The 21,426-nt window shown below is 66.1% G+C and carries 22 protein-coding genes and 3 tRNA genes; 19 read left to right on the top strand and 6 right to left on the bottom strand.

The window, feature by feature from the left end:
* The first annotated feature begins 102 nt into the window (after positions 1-102).
* The 4 genes from ACQ450_RS05435 to ACQ450_RS05420 all read left to right on the top strand — a co-directional run bounded on the left by ACQ450_RS05435 (position 103) and on the right by ACQ450_RS05420 (position 5,374).
* Positions 103-375: an HU family DNA-binding protein gene (locus ACQ450_RS05435; RefSeq protein WP_188055660.1), complete on the top strand. Its 273-nt coding sequence runs from the start codon at positions 103-105 to the stop codon at positions 373-375.
* Positions 376-465: 90 nt separating this feature from the next.
* Positions 466-540, top strand: a tRNA-Val gene (locus tag ACQ450_RS05430).
* Positions 541-985: 445 nt separating this feature from the next.
* A complete protein-coding gene (locus tag ACQ450_RS05425; RefSeq protein WP_431470807.1) occupies positions 986-2,623 on the top strand; it encodes a hypothetical protein in 1,638 nt (545 codons plus the stop codon).
* 81 nt (positions 2,624-2,704) lie between these two features.
* Positions 2,705-5,374, top strand: a complete 2,670-nt coding sequence (locus ACQ450_RS05420; protein WP_431470806.1) for an outer membrane beta-barrel protein — start codon at positions 2,705-2,707, stop codon at positions 5,372-5,374.
* A 99-nt stretch (positions 5,375-5,473) separates the two neighbouring features.
* Here ACQ450_RS05420 and ACQ450_RS05415 read toward each other — a convergent pair whose 3' ends face one another.
* A complete protein-coding gene (locus ACQ450_RS05415) occupies positions 5,474-6,157 on the bottom strand; it encodes a prolyl hydroxylase family protein (protein ID WP_431470805.1) in 684 nt (227 codons plus the stop codon).
* Between the two features lie 131 nt (positions 6,158-6,288).
* Here ACQ450_RS05415 and ACQ450_RS05410 point away from each other — a divergent pair, with 131 nt between their 5' ends.
* The 3 genes from ACQ450_RS05410 to ACQ450_RS05400 all read left to right on the top strand — a co-directional run bounded on the left by ACQ450_RS05410 (position 6,289) and on the right by ACQ450_RS05400 (position 8,792).
* Positions 6,289-7,548, top strand: coding sequence for a GspE/PulE family protein (locus ACQ450_RS05410; protein WP_431470804.1), 1,260 nt, complete (start codon positions 6,289-6,291; stop codon positions 7,546-7,548).
* A gap of 84 nt (positions 7,549-7,632) precedes the next feature.
* Positions 7,633-7,709: transfer RNA gene (locus ACQ450_RS05405), tRNA-His, on the top strand.
* A 30-nt stretch (positions 7,710-7,739) separates the two neighbouring features.
* Positions 7,740-8,792 (top strand): Glu/Leu/Phe/Val family dehydrogenase, encoded by a 1,053-nt coding sequence (locus ACQ450_RS05400; protein ID WP_431470803.1) that lies wholly within the window; start codon positions 7,740-7,742, stop codon positions 8,790-8,792.
* Positions 8,793-8,826: 34 nt separating this feature from the next.
* Here the strand turns inward: ACQ450_RS05400 and ACQ450_RS05395 are convergent, their stop codons facing one another.
* Positions 8,827-9,333 carry a PilZ domain-containing protein gene (locus ACQ450_RS05395; RefSeq protein WP_431470802.1) on the bottom strand — a complete coding sequence of 169 codons (507 nt, stop codon included), beginning with the start codon at positions 9,331-9,333 and terminating at the stop codon, positions 8,827-8,829.
* 151 nt (positions 9,334-9,484) lie between these two features.
* Here ACQ450_RS05395 and ccmC point away from each other — a divergent pair, with 151 nt between their 5' ends.
* The 7 genes from ccmC to ACQ450_RS05360 all read left to right on the top strand — a co-directional run bounded on the left by ccmC (position 9,485) and on the right by ACQ450_RS05360 (position 14,347).
* Positions 9,485-10,246: a heme ABC transporter permease CcmC gene (gene ccmC / locus ACQ450_RS05390; RefSeq protein ID WP_188055646.1), complete on the top strand. Its 762-nt coding sequence runs from the start codon at positions 9,485-9,487 to the stop codon at positions 10,244-10,246.
* The gene (locus tag ACQ450_RS05385) at positions 10,243-10,374 is read left to right on the top strand and encodes a hypothetical protein (protein ID WP_262504006.1); all 132 of its coding nucleotides are present in this window, start codon (positions 10,243-10,245) and stop codon (positions 10,372-10,374) included. Before ccmC ends, ACQ450_RS05385 begins: the two co-directional genes overlap by 4 nt.
* Positions 10,371-10,796 carry a cytochrome c maturation protein CcmE gene (gene ccmE / locus ACQ450_RS05380; RefSeq protein ID WP_188055644.1) on the top strand — a complete coding sequence of 142 codons (426 nt, stop codon included), beginning with the start codon at positions 10,371-10,373 and terminating at the stop codon, positions 10,794-10,796. Before ACQ450_RS05385 ends, ccmE begins: the two co-directional genes overlap by 4 nt.
* On the top strand, positions 10,793-12,733 hold the full coding sequence (locus ACQ450_RS05375; protein ID WP_431470801.1) for a heme lyase CcmF/NrfE family subunit: 1,941 nt from the start codon (positions 10,793-10,795) through the stop codon (positions 12,731-12,733). The genes ccmE and ACQ450_RS05375 overlap by 4 nt, the downstream gene beginning before the upstream one ends.
* The gene (locus tag ACQ450_RS05370) at positions 12,730-13,257 is read left to right on the top strand and encodes a redoxin family protein (protein ID WP_431470800.1); all 528 of its coding nucleotides are present in this window, start codon (positions 12,730-12,732) and stop codon (positions 13,255-13,257) included. The genes ACQ450_RS05375 and ACQ450_RS05370 overlap by 4 nt, the downstream gene beginning before the upstream one ends.
* Positions 13,258-13,325: 68 nt before the next feature.
* Complete coding sequence (locus ACQ450_RS05365; protein WP_431470799.1) at positions 13,326-13,682, top strand: cytochrome c-type biogenesis protein; 357 nt, start codon at positions 13,326-13,328, stop codon at positions 13,680-13,682.
* Complete coding sequence (locus ACQ450_RS05360) at positions 13,679-14,347, top strand: tetratricopeptide repeat protein (RefSeq protein ID WP_188055636.1); 669 nt, start codon at positions 13,679-13,681, stop codon at positions 14,345-14,347. The genes ACQ450_RS05365 and ACQ450_RS05360 overlap by 4 nt, the downstream gene beginning before the upstream one ends.
* A 14-nt stretch (positions 14,348-14,361) precedes the next feature.
* On the opposite strand, the gene ACQ450_RS05355 is transcribed toward ACQ450_RS05360, so the two are convergent.
* Together ACQ450_RS05355 and ald are read right to left on the bottom strand one after the other, a co-directional pair.
* Positions 14,362-14,583, bottom strand: a complete 222-nt coding sequence (locus ACQ450_RS05355) for a DUF3072 domain-containing protein (protein ID WP_188055635.1) — start codon at positions 14,581-14,583, stop codon at positions 14,362-14,364.
* A gap of 47 nt (positions 14,584-14,630) precedes the next feature.
* Positions 14,631-15,743 carry an alanine dehydrogenase gene (gene ald, locus ACQ450_RS05350; protein ID WP_431470798.1) on the bottom strand — a complete coding sequence of 371 codons (1,113 nt, stop codon included), beginning with the start codon at positions 15,741-15,743 and terminating at the stop codon, positions 14,631-14,633.
* A gap of 128 nt (positions 15,744-15,871) precedes the next feature.
* Here ald and ACQ450_RS05345 point away from each other — a divergent pair, with 128 nt between their 5' ends.
* The 5 genes from ACQ450_RS05345 to ACQ450_RS05325 all read left to right on the top strand — a co-directional run bounded on the left by ACQ450_RS05345 (position 15,872) and on the right by ACQ450_RS05325 (position 20,481).
* The gene (locus ACQ450_RS05345) at positions 15,872-16,348 is read left to right on the top strand and encodes an Lrp/AsnC family transcriptional regulator (RefSeq protein ID WP_431470797.1); all 477 of its coding nucleotides are present in this window, start codon (positions 15,872-15,874) and stop codon (positions 16,346-16,348) included.
* A gap of 123 nt (positions 16,349-16,471) precedes the next feature.
* On the top strand, positions 16,472-18,400 hold the full coding sequence (locus tag ACQ450_RS05340) for a potassium transporter Kup (RefSeq protein WP_431470796.1): 1,929 nt from the start codon (positions 16,472-16,474) through the stop codon (positions 18,398-18,400).
* On the top strand, positions 18,397-18,906 hold the full coding sequence (locus ACQ450_RS05335; protein WP_431470795.1) for a 2'-5' RNA ligase family protein: 510 nt from the start codon (positions 18,397-18,399) through the stop codon (positions 18,904-18,906). Before ACQ450_RS05340 ends, ACQ450_RS05335 begins: the two co-directional genes overlap by 4 nt.
* Positions 18,907-18,972: 66 nt before the next feature.
* Positions 18,973-19,049 (top strand) — tRNA-Met (locus ACQ450_RS05330).
* A gap of 178 nt (positions 19,050-19,227) precedes the next feature.
* Positions 19,228-20,481, top strand: coding sequence for a tyrosine-type recombinase/integrase (locus ACQ450_RS05325; RefSeq protein WP_062770534.1), 1,254 nt, complete (start codon positions 19,228-19,230; stop codon positions 20,479-20,481).
* Positions 20,482-20,496: 15 nt separating this feature from the next.
* Here the strand turns inward: ACQ450_RS05325 and ACQ450_RS05320 are convergent, their stop codons facing one another.
* Together ACQ450_RS05320 and ACQ450_RS05315 are read right to left on the bottom strand one after the other, a co-directional pair.
* Positions 20,497-20,640 (bottom strand): DUF5818 domain-containing protein, encoded by a 144-nt coding sequence (locus tag ACQ450_RS05320; protein WP_162928349.1) that lies wholly within the window; start codon positions 20,638-20,640, stop codon positions 20,497-20,499.
* A 66-nt stretch (positions 20,641-20,706) separates the two neighbouring features.
* Positions 20,707-21,366: a lytic transglycosylase domain-containing protein gene (locus tag ACQ450_RS05315; protein WP_431470794.1), complete on the bottom strand. Its 660-nt coding sequence runs from the start codon at positions 21,364-21,366 to the stop codon at positions 20,707-20,709.
* Between the last annotated feature and the right edge of the window lie 60 nt (positions 21,367-21,426).

Here is a 21,426-nt window from a genome sequence, read left to right as displayed (position 1 = left end):
GCGGAAATCCTTTGACAGTGCGAACTCGAACGTCCTTATTGCGTCACCGGCTGATGCCGCGACTCATTTATCAGAAACGAACGCAACAGGGGACTCCCAGGTATGAACAAGCAAGAGCTGATCGGGCAGGTTGCCGACACGTCGGGCCTCAGCAAGGGCGATGCGAGCAAGGCCGTCGAGGCGGTGTTCGACGCGATTTCCGGGGCGCTGAAGAAGGGCGACGAAGTTCGTCTGGTCGGCTTCGGCACTTTCTCCGTCAGCAAGCGCAAGGCTTCGACCGGCCGTAATCCCCGTACCGGCGAGGAAATGACGATCAAGGCGTCGAACCAGCCCAAGTTCAAGGCCGGCAAGGGCCTGAAGGATTCGGTGAACTGATCGAGTTGCGCCGGGGCTGGACAAGCACCTGGCGCTTCTCTAGAGGCTCGCCTCCCGCGCGCATGGTCAAGGCCTTCCGCGCGGCAGGTAGGGCGCGTAGCTCAGTGGTAGAGCACTGTGTTCACACCGCAGGGGTCGCAAGTTCAATCCTTGCCGCGCCCACCATCTTCGAAACGCCCGCCGGACATCCTCCGGCGGGCGTTTTCGCTTGCGCTGTACGCCCGTAGTACCGATCGCGCTGACGAGCGTGCGCATGCAGCGCGTGCTGTTCCCCGCGACGAGCGGGTGATCCAATGACCTCTGGCCGAACCAACCGCGACGCTTTCCTACTTGCTGTTGCGCATGTGCAACGCTGCTGCGGGGCACGCCATAGGTCCGTGAAATCGCCGGATCGCTGCGGGCGGGGCAACGCACGGCGGCGCATCTGTCACGCGGGCGTCACGTTCGTCACAAATTCGTCGCGAAAACGCAACGAAGCAGTCTCGAAAACCGCATCCAGCGGTCACGCCGCATCCGTAGGGGCCGCGACTGAGGTCGACAGGGGGTTCACCGAGTCGATCCGATCGCACGCGAAACCGCCACTCGGCACCGACCCGGATACGGAGAATTTATGGCCAGCTTCAAACGCCTCAGCCTCATTCTGATGACCAGCTGCGCAGGCGCCGCCCTTTCGGCGTGCGACGGCGCGACCAGCGTCGCCTCGCCCGGCGAAGGCGTGGTGATCGTCCCGGCCCCGACGCCTGCTCCGGCGCCCGCGCCGTCGCCGACGCCCACGCCGACGCCGACCCCCACCACCGGTCCGGCCGCAGCCTGCCCGACCAACACGGGCCAGGCACTCACCGACGCCGGCACGATCGGCAACTTCCGCGTCTGCCGTATTCCGGCGCTGGTGACCAACACGACGCTGCCGGCGGCAGCGGGCGTCGCCTATGAGCTGAACGGCCGCGTCAACGTGGGTATCGACCGCGGCACCACGGGCACTGCCGGGCAGTCCGGTAACCTGACGATCGAGCCGGGCGCCGTGATCTTCGCGAACACCACGCTCACCGATCCCGACTATCTGATCGTCAACCGCGGCTCGACCATCAATGCCCAGGGCACTGCGGCACGGCCGATCATCTTCACCGCGCAGGAAAACCTGACCGGCAACGTCACCGATGAAACCGAGGGTCTGTGGGGCGGCATCATCCTGGCCGGCCGCGCGCCGATCGCCGACTGCGCCACCGGCAACGATGCGGGCGGCACCAGCACGACCTGCGAAGCCACCGTCGAGGGTACCGGCAACGCGCTCTATGGCGGTAACGCGCAGGGCGACAGCTCGGGCGTGTTCCAGTACGTCCAGATCCGCTACTCGGGCACCGTCATCGGCGGCATCTCGGGCAACGAGCTGCAGGGCCTGACGCTCGCGGGCGCCGGCTCGGGCACCGTGATCGACCATGTTCAGGTCCACAACAGCTCGGACGACGGCATCGAGATCTTCGGCGGCACGTCGAACCTGCGTCACCTGGTGATCACCGGCGCCGACGATGACAGCCTCGACTATGACTCGGGCTGGCGCGGTTTCGTGCAGTTCGCGCTGCTGATCCAGGCGCAGACGATCGCTGCGGCGAACGACGACGCCTATGCCCTCGAGATCGACTCGAACGGCAACAACGATCGCCTGCCGCGCACCTATGGCCGGCTCGCGAACTTCACGGCGATCCACTATGGCTCGTCGGCTGGTCCGGGCGCCGCGATCCGCCTCCGCGGCGGCGCCGACACGGCGTTCGTGAACGGTATCGTCGTCAGCCCCAAGGCCTGCATCCAGCTGCTCGCCGACACCTCTGACCGGTCGACGGTCCGTCCGGCCGATGCCGGCCTGCAGGATGCCGGTCCGCCGACCTTCAACTCGATGTTCTTCCAGTGCTCGCCGTTCGCGATCGCCGGAACGCGTGGTTCGGGAGCTTCGGCTGTGACGATCACGGCAAGCGATGCAGAGGCCCTGCTCACTGCCGGCAGCAGCGCGAACAACGTGGCTGGCGGTACCAACGGCGTTCAGAACGGCTTCTTCCCGGGTAGCGGCGCCACCGGCGTTACCCCGACGAACGCCTCGACGCTCCCGGGCAACAACGGCTTCCTCGTCAACACGAGCTACATCGGCGCCGTCAGCGGCTCGGGTGACACGTGGTTCCAGGGTTGGACCTGCAACTCCAACCGCGCGAACTTCGGTGCGGCGAGCGGCAACTGCACGGCCCTGCCGTCCACCTAAGGCGGGACTGGAATTCGGGGGAGGCGGGCCTCGCGTTCGCTTCCCCTTTCCGTCCTTTTCTCAAACGAACCGGATAGCCCGATGAAAAACCAGCTCGCCTTTGGAAGCCTTCTGTTCCTCTCCTCGTGCCTGGTCGCGCCTGCCGCACTGGCGCAGTCGTCGGGAGCGCCTGCGCCTGCAGCGCCGCCGTCCGGTGCCGTCGTCGATCCCGCGCCCCAGCAGAACGTGCCGGAGCAGGACGCCCCTGCGGAGGAACTCGAAATCTCCGCACCCGGCGCGAGCGACATCGGCGACATCGTCGTGCGCGGCAACATTCCGAGCGTCGTGCGCGCCACGCCACAGGTGGTTTCGGTGCTTTCCGCCGCCGACATTGCCCGCACGGGCGAAGGCGACATCGCTGGCGCGCTGCAGCGCGTGACCGGCCTGAGCGTCGTCGGCAACGGCTTCGTCTATGTCCGCGGTCTTGGCGACCGCTATTCGCTTTCGCTGCTGAACGGTCTGCCGCTGCCGAGCCCCGAGCCGCTGCGCCGAGTCGTTCCGCTCGACATCTTCCCCACGAACGTCATCGCTTCATCGCTGGTGCAGAAGAGCTTCTCCGCCAACTATCCGGGCGAGTTCGGTGGCGGCGTCATCAATCTGACGACCCGCGCGACTCCCGACGAGACGTTCTTCCAGATCGGAGCCTCGGTCGGCTTCGACACGGTGACCACGAGCGAACTCGGCTATGTCCACGACGGCGGCTCCTACGACTGGACCGGCTTCGATTCAGGCGAGCGCGACGTTCCGCAGTTCGTCATCCGAGCCGGTGAGAACCAGACTCCGATCGAATCGGCGCAGGTTGCCCAGCTGACGAATGCCGAGACCACCCTCGTCCAGGCGCAGTGGCACATCCCGCCGAACTTTTCCGGAGAAGCGAGCTTCGGCACGACGGTTCCGATGGGCGGCGACGCCGAGCTCGGCATCATCGCCGGCGCCGGCATCAGCAACAGCTGGCGCACGCGCGATGCGATCCAGCAGGTGGCGATCGACGACATCGCCACGCTGGGCAGCGATTTCCGGCGGGTGACAACCGACCACCGCGCGCTGGTCAACGGCCTGCTGGGCTTCGGCCTCGAGTTCGGCGACCACCGCATCCGCGCGACGAATCTCTACATCCACGACACGCTGAAGCAGACCCGTCTCGGTCAGGGCGAGAATGAGAACAACAATCTGCTGAACGTGCAGAACACCAACTGGTTTGAGCGCCAGCTCTACACTGGCCAGCTGGTCGGCGAATTCGACTTCGGCGAATTCGATGTGGACGTGCGCGGCGCCTATGCCAACACGCAGCGCAGCTCGCCCTATGAGCGCACCTTCACCTACGTCTACAGCAGCGCCGTCGACGATTTCGTCAACGGTCTCGGCAACAATCCGTCGGGCGCGACGATCGTGTTTAGCGATCTCAACGAGGACGTGTGGGCCGGCGGCGTCGATCTGGCCTATGAGTGGCTGCTGGACACGCCGATCACCTTCTCGGCGGGCTATGCCTACACCGACACCACGCGCGACTCCTATCGCTACGAATTCGACTATGCAGTCGAGGGCGGTGGTGGCCTCGGCTTTCTCGCTTCGCAGCAGCGGCCCGATGCGCTGATCTCCGACACCAGCATCTTCCAGAACGACATCATCCTGCGGCCGCTGTCGACCTCGCTCGGTGCGCGGTCCTATGATGCGATGCTGCGGATCCACGGCGCCTATGTCCAGGCCGAGACCGAACTGTGGGACGCGCTGCGCGCCCAGGTGGGCGTGCGCTACGAATCGGCCGAGCAACAGGTGCGGCCGTCGGACAACCAGCCGGCGTCGCTTCTCGAGAACGACTATTGGCTGCCCGCGAGCACCATCACCTGGAACTTCATGGAAGACATGCAGCTGCGCCTGCATGGTTCGAAGACGATCGCCCGGCCGCAGTTTCGCGAGCTTGCGCCGCAGCTCTATTCGGACTTCGACTCCAGCCGCACCTTCTATGGCAACCCCTTCCTGGTCGACACGGAGATCTGGAACCTCGAAGCCCGCTACGAATGGTATTTCGGAAACAACGAGCGCGTTCTGGTGGCCGGTTTCTACAAGGATATCGAAAACCCGATCGAGACGGTCACCTACTTCCTGCCGGGGAGCAGCGGCCTTCAAACCAACTTCACCAATGCGCCGCGGGCCGAACTCTATGGCGTCGAGTTCGAGTTGCAGAAATATGTTCCGCTCGACTTCGTAGGCGATTTCTTCGCCTCGCGTCGCCTGCTGCTGATCGGTAACTACACCTACAGCCAGTCCGAAGTGCTGACCGACGGGCAGGTGCGCGATCCGATCACGCCCGCCAACTTCGTTCCGGCGAGCCAGGTGTTCGCTTCGGGCCTGCCGCTCGTCGGCCAGTCCGAGCATCTGGTGAACGTGCAGGTCGGCATCGAGGATACCGACACGCTGTCGCAGCTGACGCTGCTCTTCAACTATGCGAGCGACCGCATCGTCGCCCGCGGCGTGCAGAACGGTGGCGGGTCGTTGCCGCCGGTGACGGAGCGCCCCGGGCTTCGGCTCGATCTCGTTGCGCGCCAGGGCTTCGAAGTGCTGGGCGGCTCGTTCGAGATCAAGTTCGAGGCGCGCAACCTGACCGGCGAGGACTTTGAGGAGTTCCAGGATTTCGGCGACGCCGGACGGGTGGAGACGAACACCTATCGGCTCGGCCGCGTCTTCTCGCTTGGGGTCAGCACGACCTTCTGAGCGACGGTACCAAGAGGGGGAGGGGGGCTCCGGACGCATGTCCGGAGCCCCTTCTTTTTGACTCCGGGCGGGGAACGGACGCCGCGGCGCTTCGGGCGCTCAGGACCAGGGGCGCTCACGAAACCACTTGGTGATCACGTATTTCGTGCCCGCGCGCACCTTCATCGCGTGGTGGAGCGTCGAAGGATTCGGCGTACCGTTCGGCCGCAGATTGTTCCAGGCGAGCAGCTTCCCCGTTTCCGGCTGCACCGTTTTGTCGATCGCCTTGAAGCGCGTGGCGCCCCCGGCATCGGGCTCGTTGAGATAGAGCATCACGGTCCAGGTGCGCTGGCCCGCAACGCTGCAGAAACGTTCGAAATCGACGCCGGCCGGCTCGAAATAGTCGGTGTGCGCCTTGAATTCCTGGCCGACCGCATAGCGCTGGCCCTGGATCGGTTCGCCATGCGCGCCGTCGAGCCCGATGAATTCCAGGATTCGACGTTCGACTTCGCCGACGTGCGGGTCGCCGGAATCGAGATCGCAGGTTTCGCTGGTGCGAAAACGGTCGTCGCCGTTCGGATCGGAGATGGTCGAGGGGCGGCGCTGCGCGTCTATCTGGCGCATGATCTCGGCGCACAGCCGGGCATCCAGGAAGCGCTTGGCGATGAACAGAGTCAGTTTCGGATTCGGAACGCGCTGCACGCCAGGTCGTGCGGTCAGATGGGCGACGACCGGCTCCTGCGGATAGCCCGAGCCGAAGTTGGGGCGTGTCGCGGAATCGGGCGCTGCGGCTGTTTCGAGCATGACTTGATTCTGCCAAATCCTGCCGTCCGGCGCTACCCGTGTCCGCCGTATCGTTTTTGTCACACGGTTGTAGCCTCCTCGTAAGACAAGGGTCACATCGCCCGGATTCGAGCGGTGAAAAGGGGAACGCGATGCAAGGGGAAGCCGAGGCGCCCGAGCGCGCCGACACATGGCTCGACGCTCCTTCGGGCGCGATGCCGCAGTTCGCGCCGCTGAACTGTGCCTCGGCCGGAATGGCCGAGGCTGAGGGCTTGCTCGTCGCGCTGCTGGCCGATGCTGCGCGGCGCGGCGCCACGCATGTTCATCTGGAGCCGCAGGAGGATGCGCTGGCGGTGCGCGTGCGTGCGTCTGGCCTTCTCGTCGAAGTGCTCCGGCTTGGGCCGGCCGAAGGCGATGCGCTGGTCCGCGACCTCGACATGATGGCGAGATTCGAGCCCGATCTGAACGGCACCCGACGGGGCCACATTTGTTGCTCGGCACGATCCGACCTGCCGGAGGCGGCCGTCACGGCGCTTCGCGTCCGCACCGGAGAGCGCATCGTCCTGCGGCTCGAGGGCGCCGGGGCGAATGCCCGAGGCAGGCCATTGGTTGCGCTCGGCATGCCGCCGGCGCAGGCGGGACGGATCGCCGCTGCGCTGGATCGCCGCGCGGGCCTGGTGATCGTGAGCGGACCGGCAGGTTCGGGCCGAAGCACCACCTTGCGTGCAATGCTGCAGAGCCTGGACCGGAGCGCTCGCGACGTCGTTGCGATCGAGGAAAATTTCGCACCCGCGCTCGAGGGGGTCAGTCAGATCGCGGCGGCCGGAGACACCGCCGGGCGGCTGCGGGCGCTGCTTCCGCAGGATCCGGACGTGGTGGTGGTCGAGAATCTCGACGATCGGGCATCGGTTCTGGTGGCCGTGCAGGCGGCGCTGGCTGGACGGCTCGTGGTGGCGAGCGTCGCAAGCGGCGACGCAGTGGAGGCGATACTGGCGTTGCGCGCCAGCACCGGCGAACCGTTTCCGCTCGCCTCGGCGCTCACGATCGTGCTGGCGCAGCGGCTGGTGCGGCGCCTGTGCGACGCCTGCCGCGAGCCGGTGCAGGCACAGGGCTCGACCTCCGCGCTCCTGGGCTTCGACCCAGGTGCAATCGTCTATTCGGCGGTGGGCTGCGCGTGTTGCGAGGGAACCGGCTATTCCGGTCTCACCGGCGTGTTCGAGGCAATCGAGGCCGATCCGCCGCTGCGCCGGCTGATTCAGGATGGCGGCGATGCGGCGATCCTGTCGCGCCATGCCTTCCTCAACGCGCCGAATCTCGGATCGGCGGCGCGGGCGCTGGTCCGCGAAGGGGTGACGACACCTGAAGAGGCAGTCCGCATCTCGCGCGGCGAGGCGCTCGTGCCGATCTGTTGATGTCGACACGGTGCATCCCCACATCAGCGCGGGAGACGCGCTTGACGCCTCGGCCATGCGCCCGCTAAGCGCGCATCCTCCACGGCGACCGTAGTTCAATTGGTCAGAGCGCCGGCTTGTGATGCCGGAAGTTGCGGGTTCAAGTCCCGTCGGTCGCCCCATTTTCTCTGCAGCAGCCCGGACCGTATAGCGTGACCACCGACTGGGGTTTCCCCGACTTCGACGATCATGAGGGCCTGCACCTCTTCACGGATCCCGCATCGGGCCTGCGCGCCGTGATCGCGGTGCACTCGACGGCGCTGGGGCCGGCGGCGGGCGGCGTGCGCTATTGGCACTATGCCGACAGCGCCGCGGCGATCACCGATGCGCTGCGGCTCTCGCGCGGGATGAGCTACAAGAATGCGATGGCCGGGCTGCCGATGGGCGGCGGCAAGGGCGTGGTACTGGCCGACAAGGCCGGCGGCGAGATCACGAGCGCGCAGCTCGAGGCGTTCGGCCGCGCCGTCGAATCGCTCTGCGGCCGCTATGTGACCGCCGAAGACGTCGGCATGTCCGAAGCGCGGATGAAGGTGATCGCGACGATGACGCGGCACGTCTCGGGGCTTCCGGTCGAGGCGGGCAGCGCGGGCGGCGATCCGGGCCCATTCACGGCGATGGGCGTCTATCTGGGCGTCAAGGCGGCTGCGCAGCGTGCGCTGGGCGTTTCGACGATGGAGGGCGTGCATGTGGCGATTCAGGGCGTCGGCAGCGTCGGCGGCGGGCTCGCACGGCTGCTCGCGAAGGACGGCGCGAAGCTGACGATCGCCGACGTGAATTCGGAGAAGGCGGCGGCGCTCGCTGCAGAGCTGGGGGCGGAAACCGCGGCGGCGGACGCAATCCTTACGATGAAGGCCGATATCGTCAGCCCGAACGCGCTCGGCGCGGTGCTGACCGAAAGCTCGATCGCGGCGCTCCAGTGCCAGGTCGTCGCGGGCGGCGCGAACAATCAGCTCGCGACTCGCGTCGACGGACGCCGGCTGCACGCGCGCGGCATCCTCTATGCGCCCGACTATGTCATCAATGCGGGCGGCATCATCAATGTCGGCCTCGAATATCTGGGGCAGGGGGACCGGGCGGAGGTCGAGGCGCGGATCGCCCGCATTCCCGAGCGGCTGACCGAAGTGTGGGACGAGAGCGAGCGCACCGGCGATCCCGAGAGCGAAGTCGCCGACCGGATCGCGCAGCGGATCATCGGCCGGGGCTGACCCGTGGCCGGAGCCGGTTGACCGGCTTGCGGTGTCAGTCGCCGGCGACCGAAAGCCGCTTCAACAGCTCCTCGACTCGCTCGCGCTGCCGCGCGGCGGCGAAGGCGATCGCCTCCGCCTCGCAATCGTCCGCCAACGTCGCGAGATGATCGGCCGCGCTGCCTCCGGTCGCCGAACGGGCGAGCTGGCTGCATTTCGCCGACAGCGCTTGCAGTTCGGCGGCATCGCGCTCGCTGAGCGGGCTGAACTCTTCGGTGAGCCGCTTGAGCGCCGGCGCCTCCAGCTCGACGGCGAAGCGCGCACCCGCGAACCGCTCATGGGCCCAGACGATGTGGCAGAAGCGAGGTTCGAGGTTGCCGACCATCAGCCAGAAGCCGGTACCGGTCGCGAGCGGCCGGTGAGTCATCAGCCGGCAACCGGTCCGCGAAATATCGAGCAGCCGGCCCGGAGTGCGCGGTTCGCCGGGGAGGCGCATCGACACCGCGGCCTTTAGCGCAAACCGCGCGTCGTGCCGCCGCTCGATCGGAAGATGTTCGGACATGGTCTTTTTTTGCGCCCCGCAGCTGGATGCGCAGCATCGGCGAGCGACCTTTCGAGACCGTCACTCAAGAAGGTGAACGCCCCATCGTCGGCGCCTCGGGGGGCGCCGTCGTGCGATTTCGCGCCGATCGTCGATCCGCAAAACCCCCGACATGGATTCCGGTGACGAACCCGGCTATTGGGCGCCCAGTATCGTGATCCACGCACTCGCCAATCCAACGCGCTTTCTGAAGCTCGCGCGACCGCTGACGCCCATCCTGTTCTGGGCGGGGGTGGCGCTTGCGCTGTTCGGCGGCTGGGCGGGGCTCACGCAAACGCCGGCCGATTATCTCCAGGGCGAGACGGTGCGCATTCTCTACATCCATGTGCCGGCGGCGTGGCTGGCGATGGGCGGGTGGAGTGGCATCGCGATCGCGAGCCTCGTCTATCTCGTCTGGCGGCATCCGCTGGCGGCGGTGGCGGGGCGGGCGATCGCGCCTGCGGGCGCGCTGTTCGCGGCGATCTGTCTCGCGACCGGATCGATCTGGGGCCGCCCGACCTGGGGCACCTGGTGGGAATGGGACGGGCGGCTCACCAGCATGCTGCTGCTGTTCTTCGTGTATCTCGCCTATATCGCGCTCGCGCGCGCCGATGCCGAGCGCGGCGGCGACGGACGGGTTCCCGCGCTGTTCGGCATCGCCGGCACGGTGCTGCTGCCGATCATCCGCTATTCGGTGGTGTGGTGGAACACGCTGCACCAGGGGCAGAGCATCGGTCTGACGCGCACCACCATCGACGATTCGATGCTGTGGCCGCTCTGGTTCACCCTGGCGGGATTCAGTCTGTTCTTCGGCGGCGTGGTGCTGATGCGGATGCGCGCCATGCTGGCGCAGGCGAAAGTAGAGGCTCGAATGAAGCGGATGGCGCGCGGATGAACCCCTGGCCCTTCGTCATCGCCGCCTATGCGGTCACTATCGGCGGCGCCGCGCTGCTCGCGCTGCTCAGCTGGCGCGCGATGCGCCGTGCCGAAGCGGCCGCCGAATCGTTGAGGAAACGGCCATGAAGGCGAAGCATCAGCGGCTCGTGCTCGGGCTGCTCGCGCTATGCGCGGTGGGCGGGGCGAGCGGGCTCGCGCTCTCCGCGTTGCGCGACGAAGCCGCCTTTTTCTATGCGCCCGCCGACGTCGCGGCGAAGGCGCCGCCTACCGACCGCGCGGTGCGGCTGGGCGGAATGGTCGAGGACGGATCGATCGAGCGCCAGTCCGACGGCGTCTCGATCCGCTTCGTCGTCACCGATGGCGTGGCGCAGGTGCCGGTGGCGTTCACTGGCGTTGCGCCGGACCTCTTCCGCGAAGGATCGGGCGTCGTTGCCGAGGGCCGGTTCCTGGCGGACGGAAGCTTCGCCGCCGACAATCTCCTCGCTAAGCATGACGAGCGCTACATGCCGCCCGAACTGGCCGGCAAGATGGACGCGATCGAGCAATGATCGCCGAAGCGGGGCTCGCCGCCCTCTGGCTCGCGGCGGCCATGGGGCTGCTCCAGTTCGCACTGGCCTGGGCGGGCGTCGCCTCCTCGCGTCAGGGCGGCGATATGGGCGGGCTCTTCCTGCTCGCGACTCGCCGGGTAGCGATCGTGCAGGGGCTGCTCGGGCTGCTCGCTTTCCTCGTCCTGATCGCGCTGTTCGTGCGGTCCGACATGTCGGTGCTGCTGGTCGCGATGAACAGCCACTCGGCCAAGCCGCTGCTCTACAAGATCGCCGGCGCCTGGGGAAATCACGAAGGCTCGATGCTGTTGTGGGTGACGGTGCTCGGCCTTGCCGGGGCGGCGATCGGCCTGATCGAGCGGCGGCTGGAGGCGCGCACGCTGGCCGCCACGCTGGGCGCACAGGCGCTGATCGCACTCGGCTTCTATGCGTTCCTGCTCTGGGCCTCCAATCCGTTCGCGCGGCTCGACCCGGCGGCGCCGCAGGGGCTGGGGCTCAATCCCTTGCTGCAGGATCCCGGCCTCGCCTTTCATCCGCCCACGCTCTACTTCGGCTATGTCGGGCTGTCGGTCGCCTTTTCCTTCGCGGTCGGAGCGCTGGTGACTCGCGATGTGGGGCCGGCGTTCGCGCGGGCGATGCGGCCCTGGGTGCTGGCGGCCTGGATCTTCCTCACCATCGGCATCACCGCCGGCAGCTACTGGGCCTATTACGAGCTCGGCTGGGGCGGCTGGTGGTTCTGGGACCCGGTGGAGAACGCGTCGCTGATGCCCTGGCTCGCGGCGACTGCGCTGCTCCATTCGGTGACGGTGCTGGCGACTCGCGATGGACTGCGTGCCTGGACGGTGATGCTGGCGGTGGTCGCCTTCTCGATGTCGATGATCGGCACCTTCCTGGTCCGTTCGGGTATCCTGACGAGCGTGCACGCCTTTGCGGTCGATCCTGAGCGCGGCACGTTCATCCTGGTGCTGCTGGCGCTGTACATCGGCGGCGCGCTCGCGCTGTTCGGGGCTCGGATCGGGACCGTGAAAGCGGGCGCCACCTTCGAGCCGGTGAGCCGCGAGGGCGCGCTGATCCTCAACAACCTCCTGCTTTCGGTGATCCTCGGCATCGTGCTGATCGGCACGCTCTATCCGCTCGTCGCCCAGGCACTGGGGGAGCAGCTGTCGGTGGGGCCGCCCTTCTTCAACAAGACCGCCGGGCCGATCGCTCTGGCGCTGGTCGCAGCGACCGCGGCGGGGCCGCTGCTGCGCTGGCGGCGCGACAGTTCGCGTGCGCTCGCGTGGCGGATGCTGCCGGCGATCGCCGCGGCCGTCCTGGCGCTGGCGGCCGTGCTGCTGGCGGCTCCGGCAACCGGGATCATGCCGCTGCTCGGCATTGCGCTGGCGGCGGGGCTTGCGGTGGCGAGCGTCGCACCCCTGTGGAAGCGCAACCTGCGGCGCACGCCGCTCTTCACCTGGGGCATGGTGATCGGTCACCTCGGCGTGGCGGTCGCGATCGTGGGCATGGCCAGCGACACCGCGTTCACGCAGGAGCGACTGGCGGCGGTGCGGGTCGGCGACGCGGTTGAGGTCGGGCCGTTCCGTGTGCGGCTGATGGAAGTGCGTCCGGCACTCGGCGAGAATTGGTCGGCGGTCGAGGCACGGCTGAACGTCGACCGCGGCGGCGACGTGCTCTTCCAGCTGACGCCGCAGCAGCGCTTTTTCTCCGCCCCGGTGACGACGACCAGCGAAGCGTCGATCGCGACGCTGTGGAACGGGCAGCTCTATGGCGTGCTCGGCGGATCGGCGGAGCAGGGGCGCTGGCAGTTGCGGCTGTGGTGGAAGCCGTTCGTCACGCTGATCTGGGCCGGCGGCGGGCTGATCGCACTGGGCGGCGCGCTGTCGCTGCTCGGCCGGGTGCGCCGCGACTGGCGCCGCGAACGGGACGGAGACTCGGAATGAGACGCGTCTTGCTCTGGCTGCCGCTGGCGGCATTCGTGGCATTGCTCGCTCTCGTCTGGAGCGGGCTGTTGTCGCCTGCCGACCGGGCGGTGGCATCGCGGATGGTGGGGCAGCCGCTGCCGGAATTCGCGCTCGAGCCGTTGCTCGCAGGCCGGCCGGGGGTCTCGTCCGCGCAATTTGCCGACGGCAAGCCCCGGCTGCTCAACATCTTCGCCAGCTGGTGCGCGCCGTGCATCGCCGAGGCGCCGCAGCTGATGGCGCTCAAGCAAGCGGGCGTCGAGATCCAGGGCATCGCCGTGCGCGACACGGCCGAGGCGATGCGCGGCTTCCTGGCGCGCAACGGTGATCCCTACACGGCGATCGGCGACGCCTCGACGAGTGAGATCCAGCTTGCACTCGGATCGTCGGGCGTGCCCGAGACTTTCGTCGTGGACGGCAACGGCACGATCGTGGCGCAGCATATCGGCGACATTCGCGCCGAGGACGTGCCCGAGCTGCTCGAAGCACTGCGGAAAGCGGAATGACGGCGCCCGGCATCCTTTTCCGCACGCTTGGGCCGCTGGCGGCGCTTGCGGCTGCGATAGCGCCAGCGATGGCACAGACGAACACTCAGGCCGAATTTGCCTATCGCCAGCTTTCCGATCCGCGGCAGGAGGCGCAGGCAAAGGCGCTGATGAACGAGCTCCGCTGCCTCGTCTGCCAGGGCCAGTCGATCGCCGACAGCGACGCCGAAATGGCGGGCGACATGCGCGGGCTGGTGCGCGAGCGGATCGCGGCCGGCGAATCGCCCGACGACGTCCGCGAATGGCTGATCGCGCGCTACGGCGATTATGTGACCTATGATCCCCCGTGGAGCTGGGCGACAGCGCCGCTCTGGCTCACACCGCTGGCATTGCTGGCGCTGGGCGTGCTGATCGCGCGGCGGAGCTTCAGGAGGCGCCGGTCATGATCGGTTGGATTGCGCTCGCGCTGGTCGCGCTGCTGGCGGCGGTCGTCCTGTGGCTCGCCGGCTATCCGCGGCGGCTGTGGACCTTCGCGGCGACGGCGCTGATGCTCGGCGCGGCAGGCTACGCCTGGCAGGGAAGCCCCGGCCTGGCCGGCAGCACGGTCGAGGATGCAGGCAGCAGGCCCGGCATCGTCGAGCCCGACCTCGTCGCACTGCGCAACGCGATGTACGGCCAGGCGACCTTCGCGCGGGGCTATTTCGTCGCGGCCGACGCGATGACTCGGCGCGGCAACTACGACAACGCCGCCGCGGTGATGCTCGGTGCCGTGCGGACCGCGCCGCAGGACGGTTCGCTCTGGGCGGGGTTGGGACTCGCGCTGGCGCAGCGCGACGGCAACAATGTCTCTCCTCCGGCCGAGCTGGCGTTCGACCGCGCGATCGAACTGTGGCCAGAGCATCCGGGACCGCCCTTCTATCGCGGGCTCGCCCATGTCCGGGCGGGCGACTTTGCCGGTGCACGGCGCTGGTGGGCGCGCGCAGTGGAACTCACCCCCGAAGATGCCAGCTATCGCAACGATCTGGTGATGCGGCTTTTCCTGCTCGATCGCTTCCTCGAGCAATCCACGCAGGTCGAGGCACCCACGGCAGAGTCGCCGCAGGCGCGCTAACAGCGAACCCGACCTCAGCCGTCCGAGCCACGCCCGGTCTTTTCCTGCAGCGCATCGATCCGCTTCGATGCCTCCGCCTTCGACAGCGTCTCGTCGAACGGTTCGCCGGCCTCTTCGCTCAGTGTCTTGAGATAGGAGGCTTGGGCGCCCGTCATCGGCTCGTCGCCGGTGGTCCAGTCCTCGGGATCCTTCTCGGCGTTCGAGAAGGGCTCCGCCTTGGGATTGCCGTCGGCCATCGTCGTTCCTCTTCAGAATGTCGTCGATGGCCGAACGCGCAATGTTCTCAGTGTGTTCCGTTCCAGGCCTCATATTCCATGCCGAACGCCTCGGCGACTGCGGCGTGGCGGATCTTGCCGTCTGAGACGTTCAGGCCATTGGCGAGGTGGCCGTCCTCGGCCATCGCCCGCGCCGCGCCCTTGTTGGCAATCGCCAGCACGAAGGGCAACGTCGCGTTGTTGAGCGCGAAGGCGGACGTACGCGCGACTGCACCGGGCATGTTCGCGACGCAATAATGCGTCACGCCGTCGATCTCATAGACCGGATCGTCGTGCGTGGTCGCCTTCGACGTTTCGAAACATCCGCCCTGATCGATGGCGATATCGACCAGCACGCTGCCGCGCTTCATCGTCTTGAGCATGTCGCGCGTCACCAGCTTGGGAGCCGCCGCGCCCGGCACCAGCACCGCGCCGATCACCAGATGCGCCTTGGCGACCGCCGCCTCGATCGCCGCCTTGCTCGCATAGGCGGTCTTGATCTGGCTCGAAAAGAACATGTCGAGCTCGGCGAGACGGTCGTTGTTGATGTCGTAGATGGTCACGTCGGCGCGCATGCCGACCGCCATCTGCGCCGCGTTCACTCCTGCGACGCCACCGCCCAAAATTGCGACGCGCGCAGGCGCCACGCCGGGCACGCCGCCCAGCAGCACGCCGCGACCGCCCTGTTCCTTCTCCAGATAATGCGCGCCGACCTGCACCGACATGCGCCCGGCGACTTCGCTCATCGGCTTGAGCAGCGGCAGGCCGCCGCGTGCGCCGGTCACCGTTTCATAGGCGATGCAGGTGGCGCCGGACTTCACCAGCCCCTCGGTCTGCGGGCGATCGGCGGCGAGGTGGAGGTAAGTGAACAGCGTGTGCCGCGATTCGATCATCGCGATCTCCTGCGGCTGCGGCTCCTTCACCTTCACGATCATGTCGGCCTGGGCGAAGACGTCCGCCGCGGTCGGCACGATTCGCGCGCCTGCGTCGACATAATCCTGATCCTCGAAATCGATCCCGCCGCCGGCGGTCGTCTCGACGATCACCTCATGCCCCGCCGCAACGAGCTCCGCGACCGAGGGCGGCGTCAGGCCGACGCGATATTCGTGGTTCTTGATCTCCTTGGGCACACCGACGCGCATGTTCGAACCTCTCCTTGCTGTGCGCGCAGCTTAGCCGTGATCCTCGCCGCGAGTCCCTGCAAAGTTGCGCGCGTGGCTGCACTGCGGCACATGAAAGCCCTGCCCATCGCCGAAGAGAAGAGGATTTCATGCAGATTGACGCTATTGACAGCGAAATCCTGAAGCTGCTTGCCCGTGACGCGCGCGCGCCGGTCACGCAGGTCGCCGCCCAGGTCGGGTTGTCGCAATCGGCGTGCACGCGGCGAATCCAGGCGCTGGAGGCGTCGGGGCATATCCTCGGCTATGCGGCGCGGCTTGGCCACCGCCGACTCGGCTTCCGCGTCACCGCACTGGTCGACATCACCCTCGGAACCCAGGTCGAGGAGGACCTCGCCCGATTCGAACGCGCGGTCGCGGAAATCGACGGAATCGTTGAATGCGCGCTCGTTTCCGGCGGGCAGGATTATCGGCTCAAGATCGTCTGCCGCGATCTGGACGATTACGAGCGGCTCCACCGCGAACACCTCGGCCGGCTGCCCGGCGTGGTGACGATCAACAGCAGCTTTGTACTACGATCGGTGCCGACCCGGGCCGAAGCCGATGCGCTGTTCGGCCAGCAGCCGTGAATCCCCCGTGTTTCTCCGCTTGTTGCGAGTGCATGGTGCGCGTGCTAACGGCCCGCGTCCCGAGACGAAAAGAACCGGTCGCATGACCAAGTCGCATTTCACACCGGCCCGATCGCTGCACCCGTGACCGAGCAAGACGGCGCGCCCGACGCGGCGCCCGAGATCCTGCCCGATCAGCATAGCGGCCATGCACACCAGCAGGCGCTGTGGAAGCTCGCCGTCGGCGCGGTCGGCGTCGTCTTCGGCGATATCGGCACCAGCCCGCTCTATGCGTTCCGCGAAACCTTTGCGGGACATCATCCGCTCGCGCTCGATACACCGCACATCATGGGCGTCATCAGCCTGATGTTCTGGTCGATGATGATCGTGGTGACGCTCAAATACGTCACGATCATCATGCGCGCCGATAACAAGGGCGAAGGCGGCAGCCTGGCGCTGCTCGCGCTGATTTCCAGCCGCTCGGGCGAGCGTCGGTGGGCGGCGGGCATCGTGATGCTCGGCGTGTTCGCGACTGCGCTGTTCTATGGCGACAGCATGATCACTCCGGCGGTCTCCGTCCTCGGCGCGGTCGAGGGGCTGGCGGTCGCCGCTCCGCCGTTCGAACATTGGGTGGTGCCGCTGGCGGTAGTGATCCTGGTCGGCCTGTTTTCGATCCAGCGGACCGGAACGGCGCGCGTCGGCGCCTTCTTCGGGCCGGTGATGATGTTCTACTTCCTCACCATCGCCACGCTCGGGCTGATCAGCGTCGTACAGACGCCGCAGGTGCTGTGGGCGTTCTCGCCGCACTATGCCGTGATGTTCTTCGTCGACGATCCGCTTGCGGCGTTTCTGGCGCTGGGATCGGTCGTGCTCGCCGTCACCGGTGCCGAGGCGCTCTATGCCGACATGGGCCATTTCGGTCGCCGGCCGATCCGCATCTCGTGGCTGTGGTTCGTCCTGCCGGCGCTGATGGCGAACTATCTGGGACAGGGCGCGCTGCTGATCCGCGACGGCGTTCTCGCGCTCGAAAATCCTTTCTACCTGCTTGCGCCGCAGCAGCTGCAGTTGCCGCTGGTGCTCGTCGCGACGGCGGCCGCGATCATCGCTTCGCAGGCAGTGATCTCCGGCGCCTTCTCCGTGACGCAGCAGGCGATCCAGCTTGGCTTCATTCCTCGGCTGCGGATCGATCACACCAGCGCCGCGGCGGCGGGACAGATCTACATCCCGCTCATCAACTGGCTGCTGATGGTAATGGTGATTCTGCTCGTCCTCACTTTCCAGAGCTCGTCGAACCTCACCGCCGCCTATGGCATCGCCGTCACCGGCGCGATGCTGATCGACACCTGCCTGCTCGCGGTCGTGCTGTTCTTCCTGTGGAAGTGGAAGAAACGCTACGCGATCCCGCTGCTCGCGCTCTTCTTCATCGTCGATGGCGCCTATTTCGCCGCGAATCTGACGAAGGTGCCCGATGGCGGCTGGTTCCCGCTGCTGGTGGGCGTGGTGATCTTCGGTCTGCTCACCACCTGGTCCAAGGGGCGCAAGCTGATGATGGCGCGGCTGCGTGAGAGCGCGATGCCGATCAAGATCTTCATCGAAAGCGCCGCCAATTCGGCGACTCGCGTGCCCGGCACTGCCGTGTTCATGACCTCGACGCCCGAAGGCGTGCCGCACGCGCTGCTCCACAACCTCAAGCACAACAAGGTTCTGCACGAGCGCGTGGTGCTGCTCACGGTGAAGATCCTCGACGAGCCGTTCGTCGCCGAGGAGAATCGCGTCCGGATTGACGATCTCGGCAAGGGTTTCCACCGCATGGTGATCCGCTTCGGCTTCATGCAGGATGCCGACGTGCCCGCGGCGCTGAAGAAAGTGCATACTTGCGGCGACGAGTTCCGGATGATGGAAACGAGCTTCTTCCTCGCCCGCCAGACTCTGCTGCCTTCCGCCAAGCCGGGGATGATGCTGTGGCGCGAGAAGGTGTTCGCCTGGATGCTCCGCAACGCCGAAAGCGCAATGGAATTTTTCCGCCTTCCCACCAATCGGGTGGTCGAACTGGGCAGTCAGGTCGAGATTTGAGCCGCACGGCGCCGCTCATCGTGACGGCGCTGTTCGGCGGCGAGGATTTCGCCTTTCTGGACGGGCTGCGGCGGCGGCACTTCCCGCCCGAGCGCAACCTGGTGCCGGCGCATTGCACCCTCTTCCACCATCTTGCGCCCGAGCTCGGCGGGGAGCTCAAACGGCGCCTCGCGGCCGAAACGCGCGGCGTGGCTGCGCCGCGTGCGATGCTGGCGGGGCTGCTGAACCTTGGCGGCGGAGTGGCCTTCCGCATCGAATCGCCCGAGCTCGAGCAGATTCGCCACGCGCTGTCGGACGCATTCACCGGCATGCTGGTGCCGCAGGACCAGGCGGGGTGGCGGCCGCACGTAACGATCCAGAACAAGGTGGAGCCGCGAACGGCGCGGGCGCTGTTCACCGAATTGAGCGCCGGTTTCGCGCCGCGACCGCTCGCGATCGCTGGGCTGGCGAGCTGGATGTATCGTGACGGACCCTGGGAGGCCTATTCACGTCATATGTTCGCTTGACCGCCGCACGGGCCGGACCTATGTGGCGCGCTCCGCGCACGGGAACGCCTTTGCGCCTGGCGGGATGGCGGAGTAGCTCAGTTGGTTAGAGCAGCGGAATCATAATCCGCGTGTCGGGGGTTCAAGTCCCTCCTCCGCTACCATTCCTTGATCCGGAAGCTTCCAATAGCTTCCGCATTTTTCCAAAAATCGAAAGAAAAGCAGAGGGTTGCTGGTGATTCGCGTCCGCATGCGCCCATGGTCTTCCACATGCAGCCAGATTTGGTGTGGGGGTATTTTGGGGGTATTTTCGCGGAGTATCGGAAAGGAGCGATACCCCCAATGCCTCTCACGGAGATTCAGGCCCGAAATTCCAAGCCACGCGAGCGCGCCTACAAGATGGCCGACGGGGAGGGCTTATTCCTGTTCGTACAGCCGAACGGGTCAAAGTTATGGCGGATGAAGTACCGCTTCGCGGGCAAGGAGAAGTTGCTCTCGTTCGGCGCTTACCCAGATCTCGGGATAGCTGCCGCGCGCGACAAACGCACAGCCGCAAAGGCGTTGCTAGCCGAGGGCAAGGATCCAATGAAATCCAAGGGAGAAGTGATCTCGCAGGAAGGAGCCACCTTCTTCGAGGTCGCAAAGCGCTGGCATGAAAATCGAAAGAGCGCGTTGAATGCCGCGCACGCCGAACGCGTCTGGTCGCGCATGGAAAGGGACGTCTTTCCAGTCATCGGCGAGAAACTCGTGAATGAAATCACGGCACCCGACGTCCTGGCAATGATCCGCAAGATCGAAGCAAGAGGCGCGCTCGATATCAGCCGGCGTGCGAAACAAGGGGTGGGGCAAGTCTTCCAGTTCGCAATCGCGTGTGGTCTGGCCTCGAACGATCCGACGACGCATTTGCGCGGGGCTCTAAAGCCGCGACCAAGAGTGAAGCATATGAGCCGGCTGCCGCTGAGCGAGTTGCCCGCATTCATCGAGAAGCTGCATGCCTACCAGGAAGAGGGCGAACGACGGTCCGCGATCACCCGTGACGCAGTTCTCTTTGCGCTCCTGACTTGGGTTCGAACCAAGGAACTGCGTTTCGCCGCCAAATCCGAGTTTGAAGACGTGGGCGGAAAATCACCTGTCTGGAGGATACCAGCCGAGCGAATGAAGATGGGACGAGAGCATTTGGTACCCCTCTCGCAGCAGGCAACGCACATAGCGAAATCCATGATAGCAGCAGCGCCTGGCGAGTTTCTCTTCCCGGGCAACGGCCCGAACAAGCCGCTCTCAGAGAACACAATGATCTACGCGCTCTATCGCCTCGGATACCACAGTCGCCAAACCGTACACGGCTTCCGGGGCTTGGCGAGCACTTGGGCCAATGAGCAGTTGGTCGAGTTCGGTAAGCCGCCCATGTGGATCAGGAAATACCATGAGGATTGGGTCGAACTACAACTCGCGCATTCGGAGAAAAACGACGTGCGTGGAGCTTACAATGCCGCTGAATACCTGGCTCCTCGGCGCCGGATGATGCAGGACTGGGCTGACTATCTGAGCGGCGGGAAGGTGATCGACATCAAGAAGGCAGGGAAGCGCGCAGCCTGATAACTATGGCTTCGATCAGACCGGTCCAATCCAGTCTGCGCGCAAACGATCTCGACCTGCGACAATCCCCTCGACAATCACCGCTGATCCGACGAATTCGCATTCGGGTTCTTCGCTCTCGATGATCCAGACGACGTCGTCTGTCGTGGTCAGGAACATCCCGCGTCTACCGCGGCTTAAAATTCCCGAGACGCGTATTCGACCCGCGCTCACAACGCCCCCCGTTCAAAAATGCCAATGGCGCAGCACTTCGCGCACATAGGCCGGCGTCTCGCCATTGCGAGGAATACCGCCTGCGCGCTCGACGGCACCTGGACCTGCGTTGTAGGCAGCGAGGGCCAGATGAACCACCCCGAACTTGTCCAGCATCTGGCGTAGGTATCGGGCCGCACCCAAGATGTTCGCCTTGGGATCGAAGCGATTTGAAACGCCAAGGTCCCGCGCTGTCCCTGGCATCAATTGCCCCAAACCTGCGGCTCCGGCCTTGCTGATGGCCATGGGATTATATCGTGATTCCGTCCATACAAGAGCGTCGAGAAGGCCGCTTGGTAGCGAGTATTGAGCCTCAGCAGCGTAAACATGAGGAAGGTAGCTTGCCCGACGGAAGCCCGATGGCGCGCTGCTCGGGGGCTTTGGATATCGATAAGGCAGATAGGTTCGACCAGCATCGGTAGCCGGCGGCTCGGACGAGCCCGCTGGAGGAATTCTCCAAATGCCGTGTTCGACGAGAAGAAAGCCATCACTCCCTTCTGCGACGCGGAAGCCATCGGTCGTCGACTCCGAGGCAACGGTCATCTGAGGGGGCTCCAGTTCCTGCGCGTGAGCGGGGAGGACGAACCAAAATCCTGCCGTTGCCACTGCGGCTACTGCCCATTTCAGTCTCATTCCCGAATCCTTTGTTGGTCGAATCGGGAAAGAACATATATAGAACATATGATGTAGGAA

This window comes from Sphingosinithalassobacter sp. LHW66-3, from assembly GCF_050703275.1.
Lineage (GTDB): Bacteria > Pseudomonadota > Alphaproteobacteria > Sphingomonadales > Sphingomonadaceae > Sphingomonas.
This window is presented reverse-complemented; position numbering and strand designations above follow the sequence as displayed.

Bases quoted from the DNA above. Each gene is read 5' to 3' on its own strand.
- ACQ450_RS05435 (WP_188055660.1), top strand. From the start codon at position 103: ATGAACAAGCAAGAGCTGATCGGGCAGGTTGCCGACACGTCGGGCCTC.
- ACQ450_RS05425 (WP_431470807.1), top strand. From the start codon at position 986: ATGGCCAGCTTCAAACGCCTCAGCCTCATTCTGATGACCAGCTGCGCA.
- ACQ450_RS05420 (WP_431470806.1), top strand. From the start codon at position 2,705: ATGAAAAACCAGCTCGCCTTTGGAAGCCTTCTGTTCCTCTCCTCGTGC.
- ACQ450_RS05415 (WP_431470805.1), bottom strand. From the start codon at position 6,157: ATGCTCGAAACAGCCGCAGCGCCCGATTCCGCGACACGCCCCAACTTC.
- ACQ450_RS05410 (WP_431470804.1), top strand. From the start codon at position 6,289: ATGCAAGGGGAAGCCGAGGCGCCCGAGCGCGCCGACACATGGCTCGAC.
- ACQ450_RS05395 (WP_431470802.1), bottom strand. From the start codon at position 9,333: ATGTCCGAACATCTTCCGATCGAGCGGCGGCACGACGCGCGGTTTGCG.
- ccmC (WP_188055646.1), top strand. From the start codon at position 9,485: ATGGATTCCGGTGACGAACCCGGCTATTGGGCGCCCAGTATCGTGATC.
- ACQ450_RS05385 (WP_262504006.1), top strand. From the start codon at position 10,243: ATGAACCCCTGGCCCTTCGTCATCGCCGCCTATGCGGTCACTATCGGC.
- ccmE (WP_188055644.1), top strand. From the start codon at position 10,371: ATGAAGGCGAAGCATCAGCGGCTCGTGCTCGGGCTGCTCGCGCTATGC.
- ACQ450_RS05375 (WP_431470801.1), top strand. From the start codon at position 10,793: ATGATCGCCGAAGCGGGGCTCGCCGCCCTCTGGCTCGCGGCGGCCATG.
- ACQ450_RS05370 (WP_431470800.1), top strand. From the start codon at position 12,730: ATGAGACGCGTCTTGCTCTGGCTGCCGCTGGCGGCATTCGTGGCATTG.
- ACQ450_RS05365 (WP_431470799.1), top strand. From the start codon at position 13,326: ATGGCACAGACGAACACTCAGGCCGAATTTGCCTATCGCCAGCTTTCC.
- ACQ450_RS05360 (WP_188055636.1), top strand. From the start codon at position 13,679: ATGATCGGTTGGATTGCGCTCGCGCTGGTCGCGCTGCTGGCGGCGGTC.
- ACQ450_RS05355 (WP_188055635.1), bottom strand. From the start codon at position 14,583: ATGGCCGACGGCAATCCCAAGGCGGAGCCCTTCTCGAACGCCGAGAAG.
- ald (WP_431470798.1), bottom strand. From the start codon at position 15,743: ATGCGCGTCGGTGTGCCCAAGGAGATCAAGAACCACGAATATCGCGTC.
- ACQ450_RS05345 (WP_431470797.1), top strand. From the start codon at position 15,872: ATGCAGATTGACGCTATTGACAGCGAAATCCTGAAGCTGCTTGCCCGT.
- ACQ450_RS05325 (WP_062770534.1), top strand. From the start codon at position 19,228: ATGCCTCTCACGGAGATTCAGGCCCGAAATTCCAAGCCACGCGAGCGC.
- ACQ450_RS05320 (WP_162928349.1), bottom strand. From the start codon at position 20,640: ATGTTCCTGACCACGACAGACGACGTCGTCTGGATCATCGAGAGCGAA.
- ACQ450_RS05315 (WP_431470794.1), bottom strand. From the start codon at position 21,366: ATGAGACTGAAATGGGCAGTAGCCGCAGTGGCAACGGCAGGATTTTGG.